This is a genomic window from Streptococcus rifensis (assembly GCF_053203525.1).
Genome location: NZ_JBRUCW010000013.1, coordinates 16,773 through 32,288, shown reverse-complemented (window position 1 = coordinate 32,288; position 15,516 = coordinate 16,773). Strand labels below are relative to the sequence as shown.

Below are 15,516 nucleotides of genomic sequence, written 5' to 3'. Positions count from 1 at the left end.
GAGACTTTGTTAACTTGCCTGGTGGGTTAAGTTTATAAAATGCTATGTAAAATAAAATTAAGGACACACAAAAACAGCAGACTGGTTATCTGCTGTTTTCATCTGTTATGGATTAAGATTCTTCAGTGCCAAGAAGGTGTTTGCCGACAAGGGCTGCGAGAACACCACCTGCGATTGGCGCAAGGATGAAGACCCAAACTTGTTGGAGGGCAGTGCCACCGATAAACAAGGCAGGTGCCAAGCTACGGGCTGGGTTAACTGAAAGACCAGTCACGTTAAGACCAACTAGGATGAGAAGGGCCAATGTCAAACCAATAACGAGACCAGCAATTTTACCATTGCCTTTAGTAGCTGAGGTAACAGTTACGATGACCAAAATAAAGATGAAGGATACGATCACTTCGAACAAGAAAGCGCCTAAAGTAGTCACTTGTGCAAAGCCGTTCTCACCAAGGCTAGTCACTTCAGCACCTGCATTGTTCAAGAAGAAGTAGAGGGTTGCAGATCCAAGAAGGGCACCAGCAAGCTGAGCAAGGATGTAGATGCCAAGATTTTTAGCGTCTAAACGTTTGTTGACGAACATAGCAATTGAAACGGCTGGGTTCAAGTGAGCACCTGAGATTGTCCCGATAGAGTAGGCAGCAGCAACAATGCTCAAACCAAAGGCTAAAGCAATACCAAGGTGACCAACACCGGCAACACCATTTCCAAAGACGACTGCACCTGTCCCGAAAAAGACAAGCATGAATGTACCGATTAATTCGGCAAAGAATTTTTTCATTATGATTTCCTCCTGAGTAAAAATTCTATGATAAATTTACGAAAAAAGCAACCTAAAGGCTCTGGAAAATTTTTCAGCTACAAAGGGAAGGCTGGGGAAATAGAGGTGATTTTGCTATAATAGAATTATCAAATAGCGGGAGGAGTTGAGGTATGACAGTCAGACGTTACCTATTCGAGTGGATAAAGTGGTTTTTGGTTAACTGGGGCATCTGGATGGGAATGACGACCCTCTTGATGTTTCAAGATATGGGAAGCCATTACGGTGTTCCTCCCCTAAATCTAGTGTTACCCTTTGCTTATGCGTTTATGCATGCGGACGGCAAAGGCTTTCGCTGGTACAAATTGCTGATTATGCTAATCTTTGCTGGTATCATGATTTATGCCATCCCAATCTTTGGTTATGATGGGTTACGCCTCTCCAAAGTCTTTGTCCTCGTATCCCTTCTGATCGCCATTTTATTGTCGGCATTTGTCTTTCGCTTGACCAAGGCTGACTGGAAACGCTGGTGGGGCTTTTCTCTTTTTACAAGTGATGACGAAGAGAGCTAAGAGAGTTTGTTCGTCATCATTTTTTTGAAAAATTTCAAAAACAGTTGTTTTTTATGAACTGCTGTTTCTGATGTTTGAGAAGAAATCGATAGAAGTAACTCTATTTGACCTTTATTCATTAGTTTGAAATCCAATACCGTAGCATCATCTCCTGCTCAGTGGCATCGCAGCGGGAATCTTCGTAGACACCGCCGTTGGATAGAATGGTTTTCTGAGAGGGAATGTTCCATTCGGCAGCCGTCACCAATACACGGTCGATACCCAGTTTTTGCGCTTCCAAAAGGGCAAGACGTAGTTGCTCAGTTGCGTAGCCTTTTTTGCGCTGGTTGGGTTTGATCGAATAGCCGATGTGACCTGCATAGTTAATGAGAAAATCCTGATTGAGGTCATGGCGGATGTTGCAGATGCCGACCATCTCTTGGTCACGCTCTTGGATGCACAGAAAGGTGGAAGATGGCGAGCGCCCTTCTTGGCAGGTATCATCGAAAGAGGATGCTTCGATGTGTTCTAGCCAGTCCGAGATGGAATCTATTCTGTCGAGATGTTGTCCTCCGTTGAGGTGCTCGTCTTGAAAGGCACGTTTAAAATTGAGGATCTGATCTTCCCACTCCATACTGGGCTTGGTTAAATAGAATTTTTCCATGTTGTGACCTCCTGAAAAGTTTTAACTAGTATAGTAGAGGAGAAAAATCTTGTCAATTTGCTTTTCTCCACTACTTTTCTGCTAAAAATATGCTAAAATAGAAGGCGGTACGTGGTTTTGTACAAAGAGGAGCTGGTCAATCTGTTTGATGCACGTTAGCCAGTTGTTTTTTGTGGAAAACACGTCCGAAAAAAAATATAATGCCACTCAGTATGGGCCAAGGAGAAATCAATCGTGATAAATGTGTCAGCGATGAGAATTTCGTTGGGTTTTACTGAGCGATGTCAGGAGAACAAATGACAAAACAAGTTTTTGAAACGACCTTTGCAGGCCGTCCCCTTATTGTTGAAACAGGTCAAGTTGCCAAGCAAGCTAACGGTGCTGTAGTGGTTCGCTACGGGGATAGTACCGTCTTGACGGCTGCTGTGATGTCCAAGAAGATGTCGACAGGCGATTTCTTCCCCCTTCAAGTCAACTATGAAGAAAAAATGTATGCCGCAGGGAAATTCCCTGGTGGCTGGCTCAAGCGTGAAGGCCGTCCATCAACGGATGCGACCCTTACAGCACGCTTGATTGACCGTCCGATCCGTCCCATGTTTGCTGAAGGCTTCCGCAACGAAGTCCAAGTGATCAACACCGTTCTCTCTTACGATGGCGATGCGTCCGCACCGATGGCGGCTATGTTTGGCTCATCTCTGGCCCTTTGCATCTCAGATATCCCATTTGACGGTCCTATCGCGGGTGTTCAGGTTGGTTATGTCAATGGTGAACTGGTCATCAACCCTACAGAAGACCAGCAAGCAGAATCCTTGCTTGAATTGACTGTGGCTGGGAACAAAGACGCCATTAACATGGTAGAGTCTGGTGCCAAAGAGTTGTCAGAAGAGATCATGCTGGAAGCTCTGCTATTGGGCCATGCCGAAATCCAAAAACTCTTGGAATTTCAAAACGAAATCGTGGCAGCGGTTGGCAAAGCTAAAGCGGAAGTGGAATTGCTCCATGTGGATGAAGTCTTGCAAGCTGAGATTGTGTCTATCTACAACGATGACTTAAAGAAAGCAGTCCAAGTCGAGGAAAAATTGGCGCGCGAAGACGCGACCAATGCTGTCCGTGAACGCGTGATTGCTGATTACGAAGCGAAGTTTGAAGGCGACGAGAATTTTGACACCATCATGCGTGATGTCAATGAAATATTGGAATTGATGGAGCACGCAGAAGTGCGACGCCTCATCACAGAAGACAAGGTTCGACCTGACGGCCGTCGTGTCGATGAAATCCGTCCGCTCGATGCTGAAGTGGACTTCTTGCCAAATGTGCACGGCTCTGGTCTCTTTACGCGTGGGCAAACCCAGGCGCTATCCGTCTTGACCCTAGCGCCAATGGGTGAAACGCAGATCATCGACGGCCTTGGAGATGAGTATAAGAAACGCTTCTTGCACCACTATAATTTCCCACAATACTCCGTCGGCTCAACCGGTCGTTACGGTGCGCCAGGCCGTCGTGAGATTGGTCACGGTGCCCTTGGTGAGCGTGCGCTTGAGCAAGTCTTGCCAAGCTTTGAAGAATTCCCATACGCTATCCGTCTGGTGGCAGAAGTCTTAGAGTCTAACGGTTCTTCTTCACAGGCTTCGATCACAGCAGGAACCCTTGCCCTTATGGCAGGAGGTGTCCCAATTAAGGCGCCAGTGGCAGGGATTGCCATGGGTCTGATTTCAGACGGCAACAACTACACCGTCTTGACCGATATTCAAGGTCTTGAAGACCACTTCGGCGACATGGACTTCAAGGTAGCAGGGACCCGTGAGGGAATTACTGCCCTGCAGATGGATATCAAAATTTCAGGGATTACCCCAGAAATCTTGACAGAAGCCCTTGCCCAAGCTAAGAAAGCCCGCTTTGAAATCCTTGATGTGATTGAAGCGACTATTCCAGAAGTCCGTCCTGACTTGGCGCCAACGGCACCTAAGATTGATACCATCAAGATTGATGTCGATAAGATTAAGATTGTTATCGGTAAAGGTGGCGAGACCATTGATAAGATTATCGCAGAAACCGGCGTGAAAATCGATATCGACGAAGAAGGCAATGTATCTATCTTCTCGAGCGATCGGGACGCCATTGAAAAAGCTAAAGAAATCATTCAAAACCTCTTGCGTGAAGCTAAGGTCGGTGAAGTCTTCACAGGCGCTAAAGTCGTTCGCATTGAGAAATTCGGTGCCTTTGTCAACCTCTTTAACTCGACAGACGCTCTGGTTCATATTTCAGAAATGGCATGGACCCGTACCAACCGTGTGGAAGATTTGGTTGAAATCGGTGATGAAGTCGACGTTAAAATCATCAAGATTGATGACAAAGGCCGTGTGGATGCTTCTATGAAAGCTCTCCTTCCAAAACCAGAAGGTTACGAGGAGCCAGCAAAACCAGAACGCCGTCCTCGTGAGCACAAAGGACATCATGGCAATGGTAACGGTCATGGCAATCACCAGCACAACCGTAAACCACGCCAAGATGACAACAGCTTTGGTGGCCTAAAATTCCACGAAGTCAAACGTGACCAGTAATACGATGAGATGAGGCGGGCCAAAAGCCAGCCTCGTCGACCAAGAGAGAAAAAAGACAACATTGGATTTTGTGAATTCAAGCTCTACAAGGTTGAATAATAATCGTACAAAGAGGCTAGAAGTATCTAGCCTCTTATCTTCAAATAGAGGTGAGAAGAATGACTTTATCATTTAATTGTAAGAGTCGTTTTGTTAAAAAATATTAAACGATAGGTGTAATAATGAACATCAGAAAGACTTACAGCATCATTGTATCCGTCCTTTTTATGGTGGGAATCGTCCTATTTGTTCATTTTGGAGATTCAGTTTTGGAGCAACAAGAAAGGACTGCGCAGAAGCAATCGGAGCTAACTTTAACCAAGGAACAACAAGATAATGTGGTAAGATGAATAGTCAGAGGATATAATCCGATAACTCAAGTGGAGTTTACAGAGTTTAGCAAGGATCTAAAAACAGGAAGTTATTTATTATCTTTTGAATTGAATGATGATTCTAAACTAGTTACAACAATTTCTATAAATCAAATTGTGGAATTTGATGAATCATATGGTGTATTAGGGTTGAATCCTGTAAACCGTTTCAAAGGTTACGAGTTACAGGAATGGATACCTGAAAATGAAGATGTTGACATTGCTACAGTAATCGTTATCTATTTGGAGGACTAATATGACTACGGGTGAGCATAATAAAAACCTAGCTGAGCAATCTTATTGGGTAGATTTCAAATCTAGGAGAAAGTGTTGATTAGAGCGATGGAGGACAAGCAGATGAAAAAAATTATTTTAGTTTTGGGTCTTTTATCATTTATTTTTTTAGGAGGAATTGTGATGATTTTTGGATTTGGAGATTCAATTTTAGAGCAAAAAGAAAGGACCGTGCAGAAGCAGTCGGAGCTAACCTTAACCAAGGAACAACAGGATAATGTGGTAAGATGGATAGTCAGAGGGTATGATCCGATTACACAAGTTGAGTTTACAGAGTTTAGCAAAGATAAAAAAACAGGAACATATTATTTGTTATTTCAGTTAAATAATGATGATAATTTAAAGACAGGATTAGCTATTTCAACTATTTCTGAATTCGATGATAGTACAGGGAATATTGGTATGAGTCCAATAGAAAATTTTAAATTTTTGGAAAGAGATATTGAGATTCCTTCAAATGAAAGTGTAGATATATCTACCGTGCAGATTATTTATTTGGGGGATTAAGTATGCTTACAGATGAACAATATAAATGGCTAGCAGAACAGTCGTATTGGGTAGATTTCAAATCTAGGAGAAAGTGTTGATTAGAGGGATGGAGGACAAGCGGATGAAAAAAATTATTTTAGTTTTAGGTCTTTTATCATTTATTTTTTTAGGAGGAATTGTGATGATTTTTGGATTTGGAGATTCAATTTTAGAGCAAAAAGAAAGGACTGTGCAGAAGAAGGAAGAGGAATTAACTCTGACCAAGGAGCAACAAGATAATGTGGTGCGAAGAATTGTCAGAGGATATGACCCAATTACACAAGTTGAATTTACTGAGTTTATGCAGCACGAAAAAACGGGGACATATTACTTGTTTTTTACAATAAATAACGATGATAATCTAAAGGCGATGTTACCTGTTACAGACCTATCTCGTTTTGATGATGATACTAGTAGTATAGGTTTAGGTCCGATTAATGATTTTGCGTACTTAAAAAGAATTGAGGAGTTATCTCAAAGCGAAGATGTTAATATATCGGCTGTTAAAATTATTTATTTGGAGGATTGAAGATGACTACAGATGAACAAAATAAATGGCTAGCAGAACAATCTTATTGGGTTGATTCTCAAAAGGAAGGAGTTAATTATAGACCGGAAGAAGGTAAGCAATACCCATATAATCCTGACAATCCCTCCCTCGGTCAATTCCAAGTGGTTGCGGTTGAAGACAATACAGACAACGGCATGCAGGCCATGGCGGTAGCGCCGGTGGTGAATGGTGTGGTGGATTATAACAATATCACCATCGCCTACGCTGGTACGAATCCAGATGATAAGAAAGACCTCTATGTCGATCTCAATCAGGTCATGTTGTACCAACAGGATTACGATATGAATGCTAGTCCTTATGAAGTGACACAAGGTCAGGTTCAGACGGCGCTTGAATTTGCAAATAAGATAAAAACCGATCCTCGCTTCAAAGGAGCCCACATCAGCTATACAGGGCACTCACTAGGTGGTTTTTTGGCCTGTTATGCTGGTGTTGTCAACCAATCGCCTGTAACAGCTTTTAATGCACCACAGATCTATGCTTCGTTTTTGACCAAGGAACAAAAAGAGTGGCTTAAGCAAAATAGGCACCTTTTTATCAACTACCGGAACGCTGACGATCATATTGGCAATTTTGGCGGGGACCCTTTAGGCATTTCCCGCTATATCACTACCACAGCACCCCAGAAGGGATTCTTTAAGGATTTGGTCTCTCATCACCATGGCTTATCAACTTGGAAGTTTGATGAAAAGACAGGTTTAGTGGTGGATGAAGATGGCAATACTGTTCGAGGGCAAGCACGTTTTTATCAAGATTTTACCTTGTCACAGTTGCGCCAGATCAAACTGCGCTATGATGATTACAGACGAGCAGGTGCATTGAGTGGCGTGGCGAAAATCTATCTTGACAGCATCCAGGCGTTAAATGTTGCTGAAGGGTTTGATTTAGCGGCTCAAGTAGGTAGTGATGAAATAAGTCGATATTGCGATCAGGCTACACAAGCGGTAGAAGAAAAATGGCGTACGATTGACTGGTATGGTTTTCAGGAGTTAAGTAGTGTAGAGGTGCAATCTATTTTTGCTGCAGAAGGTGTCACGTACGATAGAATTGTTGGAAATACGAATCGCTATTTCGACAAGCGACGAACAAAAGCAAAGGCTATCTCGGATAAATTTGCCACGCTAAGTAGTGATATAAACGAGCTAGTTCAAAAGAAAATAGAACAAGACAACGAATTGGCAATGGAGTTTCAAAGATGGAGCGTATAGACAGAGAAAAAGCTTATCAACTACTTATTGCCAAAGAGCAAGACTATGAAGATCTTGTTCGGACCTTTAAAAAGGAAAAACAAGCGCTAGAAGAACAACTTCAAAGTTTAGATATGCGACGCAGAATGGTTGAACAAATTGTCGATGAGGAAGTTGCAAAAATGGGCTCATTTCTAAGGAGTCGCGGAGACACAGTTGATTCTGAAATCCAATCTTCCTTCTATAATGCGATGTCTTTGATGAACCAACAGTCTGAAGATGGATATTTTCAAGCCTATGCAAGGTTAGAAAGACAATTGGAAGATATAGAAGATCAATATCGAAAAAACCGATACCAATTGGATGATGAAATAGAGGAGGCAAGGAAACAATATGTTCGATCCCATTGATATTTTATACACGGATAATGTATCTGTTGAGGAACAAGCTTTTCAACTGAAACAAATACGTCGTAGGGCAGAGATAAATCGTGCAAAAGTCATGGCAAAAATTGTGTTGCAACAAAAAGAACGGTTGAGAAAGCAATACAAGAACGAGATACAAGATGTCGCTACTGAAACAAAGAGTTCCCTAACTGCGATTCGAAATCAAGTTGAAAAAGCTATCCAAGGTAAATGTCAAGAGGCAATAGAGGGTGTAATTGATGATTATTTGGAATTGTATGATACAATTGTTTAGATAAGAACTTATGTAGAGGAATCGTAGAGGTAAAGGAGTCAGTATGGGCTGGTGGAGAGAATCCATAGATATTGTGAAAGAGCTAGACCCAGCGGCAAGAAACGGTCTTGAGGTGGTTTTGACCTACCCTGGCATTAAAGCTTTAGCAGCGCATCGGCTGAGCCACTTCCTCTGGAACCATAATTTTAAGCTGTTAGCCCGTATGCACAGTCAATTTTGGCGGTTTTGGACACAGATTGAGATTCATCCAGGGGCCCAAATTGCTCCAGGAGTCTTTATCGACCATGGGTCTGGACTGGTGATTGGGGAGACTGCTGTTGTTGAACGTGGGGTCATGCTCTATCATGGCGTGACCCTTGGCGGAACAGGAAAAGATGTGGGCAAACGCCATCCGACCATACGAGAAGGTGCACTGATTTCAGCTCATTCTCAAGTGATTGGCCCAGTTGAAGTCGGACGTAATGCTAAGGTTGGAGCGGCTTCAGTGGTTCTGGCAGATGTCCCAGAAGACGTGACCGTAGTAGGTATACCTGCTAAGGTTGTCCGTGTCCACGGTGAAAAAGACGAAGAAGCCATCCATCAGCTGGAAGAAGTTCGAGAAGGGCAATACTACACGACTAAGCTGGAAGCTATGCGAGATGCCAGCCACCATTCCTCGCATTTGTAGGTAGAAAAAATGGAAATGGTAACCTTGACCGAAAAGGAAGTAACAACCCTAGAAAATAACCTTGACAAGTATGACCGTCAGTTTATCCGTTATCCCAAAGAGGGTAAGGTCTCTATCGGGATTAAAGAGGACACTGGAGCAGTAATTGCTGGCTTAGATGCAACGATGACCGCTTTTAACATTCTCTATGTATCGACAGTGTTTGTATCAGAGCCATACCGGCGAACAGGCCTAGGGCGTCAGCTTATGTCCGAAATGGAAAAGCAGGCCAAGCTCCTTGGTGCTGACACCATACGTCTGGATACCTTTGACTGGCAGGGCTATGACTTTTACAAAGCCATCGGCTACGAAGAAGTTGGTCATTATCGCCATGAAACAGATGACTATTCGGAGCATTTCTTCGTCAAAAGAATATAGGAGCACGACCATGATAACAGCCGTTTCTCGGTTAACAATGGACCAGTTAGCTGCAGCTAAAGGATTGATTGCAGCTGTTCAACAGGCAGATGGGACAGCCCGTGACCCTTATCTGTCAAATATAATGAATTTTGATCCGACCATGCCAGCTTTTTTCTTGGCTTATGATGCAGATCAATTAATTGCCCTTTTAACCGTCTATGCGGATGATGAGGATGAGGAAGCTGAGTTAGCTATACTGGTTCATCCAGACCATCGGCGAAAAGGGATTGCCAGGCAGCTGTTTCAGGCTTTTCAGGCAGAGACAGCTAGCTATCCGATAACAGCAGTGACCTTTTGGACGGAACGAGCCTTTCTAGAAAAGAACCCTAGCCTGCCTGAACATTGGGGATTGGTTGAAAATCCAGATAGAGACACCTGGTTGGTCCGTGAGCGGACGTCCTATCCTCTGAGTAGTCGGAAGGATATTGTGTTTGACCAGGCGACTTTGGAAAATAGTGAAGCGATAGCCACTTTTCAAAGTCAGGTCTTTGACAATCCTTATGACGTCAGTCTGCGCTATGCTAGAGAAGCCATAGGAGATCCTGACAGCCTGCTCTACCTTCTCCAAAAAGGCGAGGAAGTCATCGCTTCTTGTACTGTTGATGTGAGTTCAGACTACAATTACCTCTACGGCTTAGCTGTTTTGCCTAGTCATCAAGGTCAAGGCTACGGAACCTATTTGGTCCAATCGATTGTCAATACCCTGATAGAGCAAAATGATAAGGCCTTTCAGATTGCTGTGGAAGATGAAAATGTTGGCGCAAGGCGCCTTTATGAAAAAATCGGCTTTTCCGAACAGACGCAAATCATCTATCTAGACTATCCCCAAGGAGACTGAATGCTACTAGAAGAATTTGAAAATAGTCCTGCAGTCATTGAGCCTAGTAATCTGGGGGCCAGTCACCATATGGACGAGGTCTGTCCGACCTTGATTTACTCTTTCAATGGGGAAATTATGCAGCGCGTGAGCCAGATGCCAGGCGTCAAGCAGATTGGATTTGTGAACAGCATTAATGGCCACAATCCGGTCTATCTCTATGAAAAAGATGGGCTCAAGGTGGCGGTCATGATGGCAGTGGTTGGCGCAGCTATGGCAGTAGGACAACTGGAAGAACTCAAGGCTTTTGGTTTTGAGAATTTCATTGTTGTAGGCTCTTGTGGGGTTCTGGACAAGTCCATCGGAGCTGATAAGATAATTCTACCAGCGTCAGCCCTACGGGACGAGGGGACCAGCTATCACTATGCGCCAGCTAGCGATGAGATTTTTTATGAGGAAGCCCTGCTTTTAACCATGGAAAAAGCCCTTGATAAACACGGGATTGAACACGTCCGTGCCAAGGCTTGGACGACCGATGCCTTTTACCGAGAGACGGCCGACAAGGTCAAACGGCGCTTGGCGGCTGGGGCAACCGTAGTCGATATGGAAGCGTCTGCCATCATGGCCTGGGCCCAGTTTCGCTCAGCCAAGGTCTACCAATTCTTCTACACGTCAGACTATGTGGACCACACGACCAACCAGTGGGACAAACGCCAAGAAGAACGGACAGCAGATGTACTGACCTTCTTTGAGATTGCTTTGGCCATTGCTAAGGAGCTTTAAATGAAAGCCTTTTTTAAGAAAAACAAGCTTTTTGCGATCTATCTTGTGGGAAGCTTGCTGTCGAGCTCTGCTCAGTTTCACGCTGGGAATCCATTAGCAGCTCTGGCCATTCTTGTCTTTGCCTTGCTTGTTTTTTTCTACCTCTACCACATTACCCGAAAGTAAGCCTCTTTTTGAAAGGAAAAAGCCTGTGATTAGCATTTACGATACCATGAGCCGCAGTTTACGTGAATTTGTTCCTCTGGAAGAGGGCAAAGTCAAGATGTATGTCTGCGGACCGACGGTTTACAACTACATTCATATCGGCAACGCCCGAAGTGTTGTGTCTTTTGACACCATTCGCCGTTACTTTGAGTACCGGGGTTACGAGGTTACCTACATTTCCAATTTCACCGACGTGGACGATAAGATTATCAAGGGCGCTGCGGAGGCCCAGATGGACACCAAGGCCTTTGCGGACAAGTTTATCGCTGCCTTTCGTGAGGACGTGACCAAGCTTGGCGTTAAGCCTGCAACGGTCCACCCACGGGTCATCGACTTCATGGATGAGATTATCGCTTTTGTAGCGGCTTTGATGGCCAAAGGCTATGCCTACGAAAGCGGTGGCGACGTCTATTTCCGCGTGGAAAAGGCCAAGGACTATGCCAAGCTCGCTAATAAGACCCTAGAAGATTTGGAATTGGGAGCCAGTGGTCGTGTGGATGCCGAGTCAGCCCTCAAGGAAAATCCGGTCGACTTTGCCCTTTGGAAGTCGGCCAAACCGGGCGAGGTATCTTGGGCCAGTCCATGGGGAGACGGGCGCCCAGGTTGGCATATTGAGTGTTCTGTCATGGCGACGGAGTTGCTTGGTGACACCATTGACATTCACGGTGGCGGGGCCGATTTAGAGTTCCCCCACCACACCAATGAGATTGCCCAGTCAGAAGCCAAGACCGGTCAGACCTTTGCCAACTACTGGATGCACAATGCCATGCTCAACATTGATAACGAAAAGATGTCCAAGTCACTGGGCAACTTTGTCACAGCCCATGACATGCTGGAAACGGTTGATGGTCAGGTCTTGCGCTTCTTCCTAGCGACCCAACACTACCGCCGTCCGGTCAACTATACCGAGAAGGCCATCCACGATGCTGAGACCAATATCAAGTACCTGAAAAACACTTACTCACAACCCTTGACCGAGCAAGCAGATGAGGCAGAGTTGGCCCAATTTATCCGACGTTTCCAAGAAGCTATGGACGATGACTTCAACGCTGCAAACGGTGTGACGGTACTCTTTGACTTGGCTAAGTGGATCAATTCAGGCAACTACACTGAAACGGTCAAATCGGAATTTGCCCGCATGTTGGACGTTTTCGGCATTGCCTTTAAGACGGAGGTTCTAGATGAAGACATTGAGGCCTTGATCGCCCAGCGTCAGGAAGCTCGTGCGAATCGCGACTTTGCGACAGCAGACCGGATCCGCGATGAACTGGCAGAGCAAGGCATTAAGCTCTTGGACACCAAAGATGGCGTGAGGTGGTTGCGTGACTAGAGTCGATGTCAAACTGATTAATGGCGTAGCTCTGGCCTTTGAAGGCGATGCGGTCTACTCCATGTATGTCCGCCGTCACCTCATCTTTCAGGGACAAACCAAGCCTAGTCAGCTGCATCACAAGGCAACCCGCTACGTCTCGGCCAAGGCTCAGGCTATGTTAGTTAGCCAAATGTTGGATGAAAACCTGCTGACCGAGGAAGAAGAAACCATCTACAAACGCGGTCGCAATGCCAGCACCCACACCAAGGCCAAAAACACCGACATCGTCACCTACAAGATGTCCACTGGTTTTGAAGCGGTCCTTGGCTACCTCCACATGTTGGAGCGCCATGACCGTCTGGAAGATCTGATCGCCTGGTGCATTGAGCGGGTGGAGACTAGTTGAAAACAGTTTTCAAAGGGAAACTGTTTTTTTACTTGACCATCACCTTACGTCATCCTTTATACTGTTAGGTATAGGAGGAAAATATAATGTTTATTCGTATAATTCGTTCAGATAACATTTACCGTGATTTGCTAAAGATGCCCTTAGAAGAGAGGACAGCTTATTTTAAGGAACAGTTACTGGCGCCTTTTAAGCCCAAGTTCTACAAGCAGGGAATTCCTTATAAGGCTAAACAGAGTGGCGGCTTTGATGTCATGATGCTACTGAGCTGGATGCACCTCATGCCTGAAATGGTGACAAGACAGGATCAGGTCTTTATGGACCGTTTAGATGACGACTTTTGGAGAAAATGTGAGAAAGCTATTCGAGATAGTCTGGCAAGATTCCATTCGTTCCATTTGCCAATTCAAGACTATATATTCACCACCTTACTGGCCAATCCAACTGCTCCTATGCTACAAATTAATGATGGCTACAGTGGAGACGGTGGAATACCAGGGTATATTTTCTTATCTTTGGTTCCTAACCCCAATACCCTAAGTCGTGTAGAATCTGCTCTGGCCCACGAAGTTAATCACAATGTCCGTTATCAATTTATCGACTGGGATGGTGGTTCCTTAAAAGAAATGCTTGTGGCAGAAGGGCTGGCAGAGAATTTTGCGGTGCAGATGTATGGTAAAGAAAAGCTAGGCCCCTGGGTGGATAAGACAGACTTAGAGACGCTCAATCAATTGATAAAACTTTTTTTGTATGAAAATCTTGAAGTGACTGGCCTGCAGAAGGTTACTGCCTATCTTTACGGTGACGAAATAGCTGCCATGATGGGACAAGAAGGAGTTGGAATGCCTTATTGTGCAGGTTACGCTTGTGGTTATTATCTGGTAAAATACTACTTAGAAAAGACAGGTCAATCAGTAGAAGCAGCGACGCTTTTGCCGGCTTCAGAAATCTTAGCGGAGGTAGAGGGATTTTGGACAGAGATTACACATTAAAAGAAATCATGATGATCACCGGTTTGACCAAACGAACGCTCCACTATTACGATCAGACAGGTCTCCTACCAGCCCGAAAATTAAGCAATGGCTACCGTATTTATAGTCAACAGGATTTAATCGACTTGCAGCGCATCCTTTTTCTTAAAGCGCTGGGCTTTTCTATTAAAGACATCCAGCCCTTGCTCAAACTGTCTGATACAGACTTGCGTCCTTTTTTAGAGGAGCGACAGCTAGGTCTGACTCAAAAAATTCTTGAACTCCAAGAAAGACAAAAACAACTCAAGGATTTTTTAGCAGGAACACCCTTGCTTGACTTGGAAATGTTTGAGACACCACTAGTTGATCAATATCAGGCAGAAGCAGAATGTCGTTATGGAGCCACCTCAGCCTACCAGACCTATAAACAGCGACAAGCACAGCTTGATTCGTCTCAAAAAACGACACACAATCAAACTATTGAAGACCGATTTGATAAAGTCTTTCAAGATTTTTTGACTGTTAGCCATTTGCCCCTTACTGCAAAGGAAGTAGCTGAGGCTGTGGAGAATTGGAAGACTGCTTTGCTGACAGTCAGTGATTTTTCAGATGATGTCCTGCGCTCCATTGCAAAATCCTACACTTGTGATCCGCGGTTTAAGTCTTATTTTATAAAATATGGAGACCCTCATTTGACCGATTTTATGGTGGAGGCGATCAGCCATTATCTCAAATAAAAAATAAAGGGAGTGGGACAAAAATCGGTAACCGAATAGGTTCGATTTTGTCGTCCCACCCCCGCACAGTTGAGTAGGGCTGTAAAAGCTGATGAAATCAGCGAATTACAGGCCACTCAACCACTGCGTCTTGTTTAACTGATAATAAATTATTAGGAGGCTAGGACTTTTATCCCAGCCTCTTTTCGTGGTATAATGGCATTATGGATAAAACAGATATTGTTTACGGCGTGCATGCCGTTGTAGAGAGTTTGCAGGCCAATACGGGCAATAAGCTCTACATTCAAGATGATCTGCGGGGTAAAAATGTCGACAAGGTCAAGGCCTTGGCGGCAGAGAAGAAGGTATCCATTTCCTGGACCCCTAAAAAGACCCTGTCAGAAATGACAGAGGGCGCTGTTCATCAGGGCTTTGTCTTGCGTGTAGCTGAGTATGCCTATGCAGAGTTGGACACCATTCTAGCAAAGGTTGCGACTGAGGAGAACCCTTTGGTTCTGATTCTAGATGGTCTGAATGACCCCCATAATTTTGGCTCTATCTTGCGGACGGCAGATGCGACCAATGTGTCAGGCGTCATTATTCCCAAACATCGGGCTGTCGGTGTGACACCGGTGGTGGCGAAGACCTCGACCGGTGCCGTCGAACACATGCCGATTGCTCGGGTAACCAATCTGTCCCAGACCCTTGACAAGCTCAAGGAAGTCGGTTTTTGGATTTTTGGGACCGATATGGATGGCACACCGTCCACCAAGTGGAACACAGCGGGCAAGGTTGCTTTAGTCATCGGCAATGAAGGCAAGGGGATTTCAGCCAATATTAAAAAGCAGGTGGATGAGATGATTACCATTCCCATGAGTGGCCATGTCCAAAGTCTCAATGCCAGCGTGGCAGCAGCAGTTCTCATGTATGAAGTTTATCGCAATCGTAACTAAGGA

The 15,516-nt window shown here is 44.7% G+C and carries 20 protein-coding genes; 18 read left to right on the top strand and 2 right to left on the bottom strand.

What is annotated here, in order from left to right; all coding sequences use genetic code 11:
* Window positions 1-112 precede the first annotated feature (112 nt).
* A complete protein-coding gene (locus ACVRYP_RS08455) occupies window positions 113-781 on the bottom strand; it encodes an MIP/aquaporin family protein (protein ID WP_447468285.1) in 669 nt (222 codons plus the stop codon).
* A 152-nt stretch (window positions 782-933) separates the two neighbouring features.
* On the opposite strand from ACVRYP_RS08455, the gene ACVRYP_RS08450 reads away from it, so the two are divergent.
* Entirely contained in the window at window positions 934-1,332 is a 399-nt protein-coding gene (locus ACVRYP_RS08450; RefSeq protein ID WP_447468284.1) for a hypothetical protein, read from the top strand.
* A 118-nt stretch (window positions 1,333-1,450) separates the two neighbouring features.
* Here the strand turns inward: ACVRYP_RS08450 and ACVRYP_RS08445 are convergent, their stop codons facing one another.
* Window positions 1,451-1,975, bottom strand: coding sequence for a GNAT family N-acetyltransferase (locus ACVRYP_RS08445; protein WP_447468283.1), 525 nt, complete (start codon window positions 1,973-1,975; stop codon window positions 1,451-1,453).
* A gap of 296 nt (window positions 1,976-2,271) precedes the next feature.
* Here ACVRYP_RS08445 and pnp point away from each other — a divergent pair, with 296 nt between their 5' ends.
* From pnp to rlmB, 17 genes are all read left to right on the top strand, one after another.
* On the top strand, window positions 2,272-4,536 hold the full coding sequence (gene pnp / locus ACVRYP_RS08440) for a polyribonucleotide nucleotidyltransferase (protein WP_447468282.1): 2,265 nt from the start codon (window positions 2,272-2,274) through the stop codon (window positions 4,534-4,536).
* Window positions 4,537-4,757: 221 nt separating this feature from the next.
* On the top strand, window positions 4,758-4,925 hold the full coding sequence (locus ACVRYP_RS08435) for a hypothetical protein (RefSeq protein WP_447468281.1): 168 nt from the start codon (window positions 4,758-4,760) through the stop codon (window positions 4,923-4,925).
* Between the two features lie 378 nt (window positions 4,926-5,303).
* Window positions 5,304-5,747: a hypothetical protein gene (locus tag ACVRYP_RS08430; protein ID WP_447468280.1), complete on the top strand. Its 444-nt coding sequence runs from the start codon at window positions 5,304-5,306 to the stop codon at window positions 5,745-5,747.
* Window positions 5,748-5,850: 103 nt separating this feature from the next.
* A complete protein-coding gene (locus ACVRYP_RS08425; RefSeq protein ID WP_447468279.1) occupies window positions 5,851-6,297 on the top strand; it encodes a hypothetical protein in 447 nt (148 codons plus the stop codon).
* A gap of 2 nt (window positions 6,298-6,299) precedes the next feature.
* Window positions 6,300-7,547 (top strand): Tle-like phospholipase domain-containing protein, encoded by a 1,248-nt coding sequence (locus tag ACVRYP_RS08420; protein WP_447468278.1) that lies wholly within the window; start codon window positions 6,300-6,302, stop codon window positions 7,545-7,547.
* On the top strand, window positions 7,535-7,936 hold the full coding sequence (locus ACVRYP_RS08415; protein WP_447468277.1) for a hypothetical protein: 402 nt from the start codon (window positions 7,535-7,537) through the stop codon (window positions 7,934-7,936). Before ACVRYP_RS08420 ends, ACVRYP_RS08415 begins: the two co-directional genes overlap by 13 nt.
* A complete protein-coding gene (locus ACVRYP_RS08410) occupies window positions 7,920-8,225 on the top strand; it encodes a hypothetical protein (protein WP_447468276.1) in 306 nt (101 codons plus the stop codon). Before ACVRYP_RS08415 ends, ACVRYP_RS08410 begins: the two co-directional genes overlap by 17 nt.
* Window positions 8,226-8,268: 43 nt before the next feature.
* Window positions 8,269-8,892 (top strand): serine O-acetyltransferase, encoded by a 624-nt coding sequence (gene cysE, locus ACVRYP_RS08405; protein WP_447468275.1) that lies wholly within the window; start codon window positions 8,269-8,271, stop codon window positions 8,890-8,892.
* Between the two features lie 9 nt (window positions 8,893-8,901).
* Window positions 8,902-9,309 carry a GNAT family N-acetyltransferase gene (locus ACVRYP_RS08400; RefSeq protein ID WP_447468274.1) on the top strand — a complete coding sequence of 136 codons (408 nt, stop codon included), beginning with the start codon at window positions 8,902-8,904 and terminating at the stop codon, window positions 9,307-9,309.
* Window positions 9,310-9,319: 10 nt separating this feature from the next.
* The gene (locus ACVRYP_RS08395; RefSeq protein WP_447468273.1) at window positions 9,320-10,189 is read left to right on the top strand and encodes a GNAT family N-acetyltransferase; all 870 of its coding nucleotides are present in this window, start codon (window positions 9,320-9,322) and stop codon (window positions 10,187-10,189) included.
* Window positions 10,190-10,951, top strand: coding sequence for a nucleoside phosphorylase (locus tag ACVRYP_RS08390; protein ID WP_447468272.1), 762 nt, complete (start codon window positions 10,190-10,192; stop codon window positions 10,949-10,951).
* Window positions 10,952-11,116, top strand: coding sequence for a hypothetical protein (locus ACVRYP_RS08385; protein ID WP_447468271.1), 165 nt, complete (start codon window positions 10,952-10,954; stop codon window positions 11,114-11,116).
* Between the two features lie 25 nt (window positions 11,117-11,141).
* Entirely contained in the window at window positions 11,142-12,485 is a 1,344-nt protein-coding gene (gene cysS / locus ACVRYP_RS08380) for a cysteine--tRNA ligase (protein ID WP_447468270.1), read from the top strand.
* A complete protein-coding gene (locus ACVRYP_RS08375; protein ID WP_447468269.1) occupies window positions 12,478-12,873 on the top strand; it encodes a Mini-ribonuclease 3 in 396 nt (131 codons plus the stop codon). Before cysS ends, ACVRYP_RS08375 begins: the two co-directional genes overlap by 8 nt.
* Before the next feature lie 86 nt (window positions 12,874-12,959).
* The gene (locus ACVRYP_RS08370) at window positions 12,960-13,865 is read left to right on the top strand and encodes a DUF2268 domain-containing putative Zn-dependent protease (protein ID WP_447468268.1); all 906 of its coding nucleotides are present in this window, start codon (window positions 12,960-12,962) and stop codon (window positions 13,863-13,865) included.
* Window positions 13,866-13,873: 8 nt separating this feature from the next.
* Window positions 13,874-14,581: a MerR family transcriptional regulator gene (locus tag ACVRYP_RS08365; protein WP_447468267.1), complete on the top strand. Its 708-nt coding sequence runs from the start codon at window positions 13,874-13,876 to the stop codon at window positions 14,579-14,581.
* 203 nt (window positions 14,582-14,784) lie between these two features.
* On the top strand, window positions 14,785-15,513 hold the full coding sequence (rlmB, locus tag ACVRYP_RS08360; RefSeq protein WP_447468266.1) for a 23S rRNA (guanosine(2251)-2'-O)-methyltransferase RlmB: 729 nt from the start codon (window positions 14,785-14,787) through the stop codon (window positions 15,511-15,513).
* Window positions 15,514-15,516: the final 3 nt, after the last annotated feature.

Coding starts and splice junctions, on each gene's coding strand:
- ACVRYP_RS08455 (WP_447468285.1), bottom strand. CDS start 781: ATGAAAAAATTCTTTGCCGAATTAATCGGTACATTCATGCTTGTCTTT.
- ACVRYP_RS08400 (WP_447468274.1), top strand. CDS start 8,902: ATGGAAATGGTAACCTTGACCGAAAAGGAAGTAACAACCCTAGAAAAT.
- ACVRYP_RS08445 (WP_447468283.1), bottom strand. CDS start 1,975: ATGGAAAAATTCTATTTAACCAAGCCCAGTATGGAGTGGGAAGATCAG.
- rlmB (WP_447468266.1), top strand. CDS start 14,785: ATGGATAAAACAGATATTGTTTACGGCGTGCATGCCGTTGTAGAGAGT.
- ACVRYP_RS08395 (WP_447468273.1), top strand. CDS start 9,320: ATGATAACAGCCGTTTCTCGGTTAACAATGGACCAGTTAGCTGCAGCT.
- ACVRYP_RS08420 (WP_447468278.1), top strand. CDS start 6,300: ATGACTACAGATGAACAAAATAAATGGCTAGCAGAACAATCTTATTGG.
- pnp (WP_447468282.1), top strand. CDS start 2,272: ATGACAAAACAAGTTTTTGAAACGACCTTTGCAGGCCGTCCCCTTATT.
- ACVRYP_RS08435 (WP_447468281.1), top strand. CDS start 4,758: ATGAACATCAGAAAGACTTACAGCATCATTGTATCCGTCCTTTTTATG.
- ACVRYP_RS08365 (WP_447468267.1), top strand. CDS start 13,874: ATGATGATCACCGGTTTGACCAAACGAACGCTCCACTATTACGATCAG.
- ACVRYP_RS08430 (WP_447468280.1), top strand. CDS start 5,304: ATGAAAAAAATTATTTTAGTTTTGGGTCTTTTATCATTTATTTTTTTA.
- ACVRYP_RS08410 (WP_447468276.1), top strand. CDS start 7,920: ATGTTCGATCCCATTGATATTTTATACACGGATAATGTATCTGTTGAG.
- ACVRYP_RS08425 (WP_447468279.1), top strand. CDS start 5,851: ATGAAAAAAATTATTTTAGTTTTAGGTCTTTTATCATTTATTTTTTTA.
- ACVRYP_RS08450 (WP_447468284.1), top strand. CDS start 934: ATGACAGTCAGACGTTACCTATTCGAGTGGATAAAGTGGTTTTTGGTT.
- ACVRYP_RS08390 (WP_447468272.1), top strand. CDS start 10,190: ATGCTACTAGAAGAATTTGAAAATAGTCCTGCAGTCATTGAGCCTAGT.
- ACVRYP_RS08370 (WP_447468268.1), top strand. CDS start 12,960: ATGTTTATTCGTATAATTCGTTCAGATAACATTTACCGTGATTTGCTA.
- ACVRYP_RS08415 (WP_447468277.1), top strand. CDS start 7,535: ATGGAGCGTATAGACAGAGAAAAAGCTTATCAACTACTTATTGCCAAA.
- ACVRYP_RS08385 (WP_447468271.1), top strand. CDS start 10,952: ATGAAAGCCTTTTTTAAGAAAAACAAGCTTTTTGCGATCTATCTTGTG.
- cysE (WP_447468275.1), top strand. CDS start 8,269: ATGGGCTGGTGGAGAGAATCCATAGATATTGTGAAAGAGCTAGACCCA.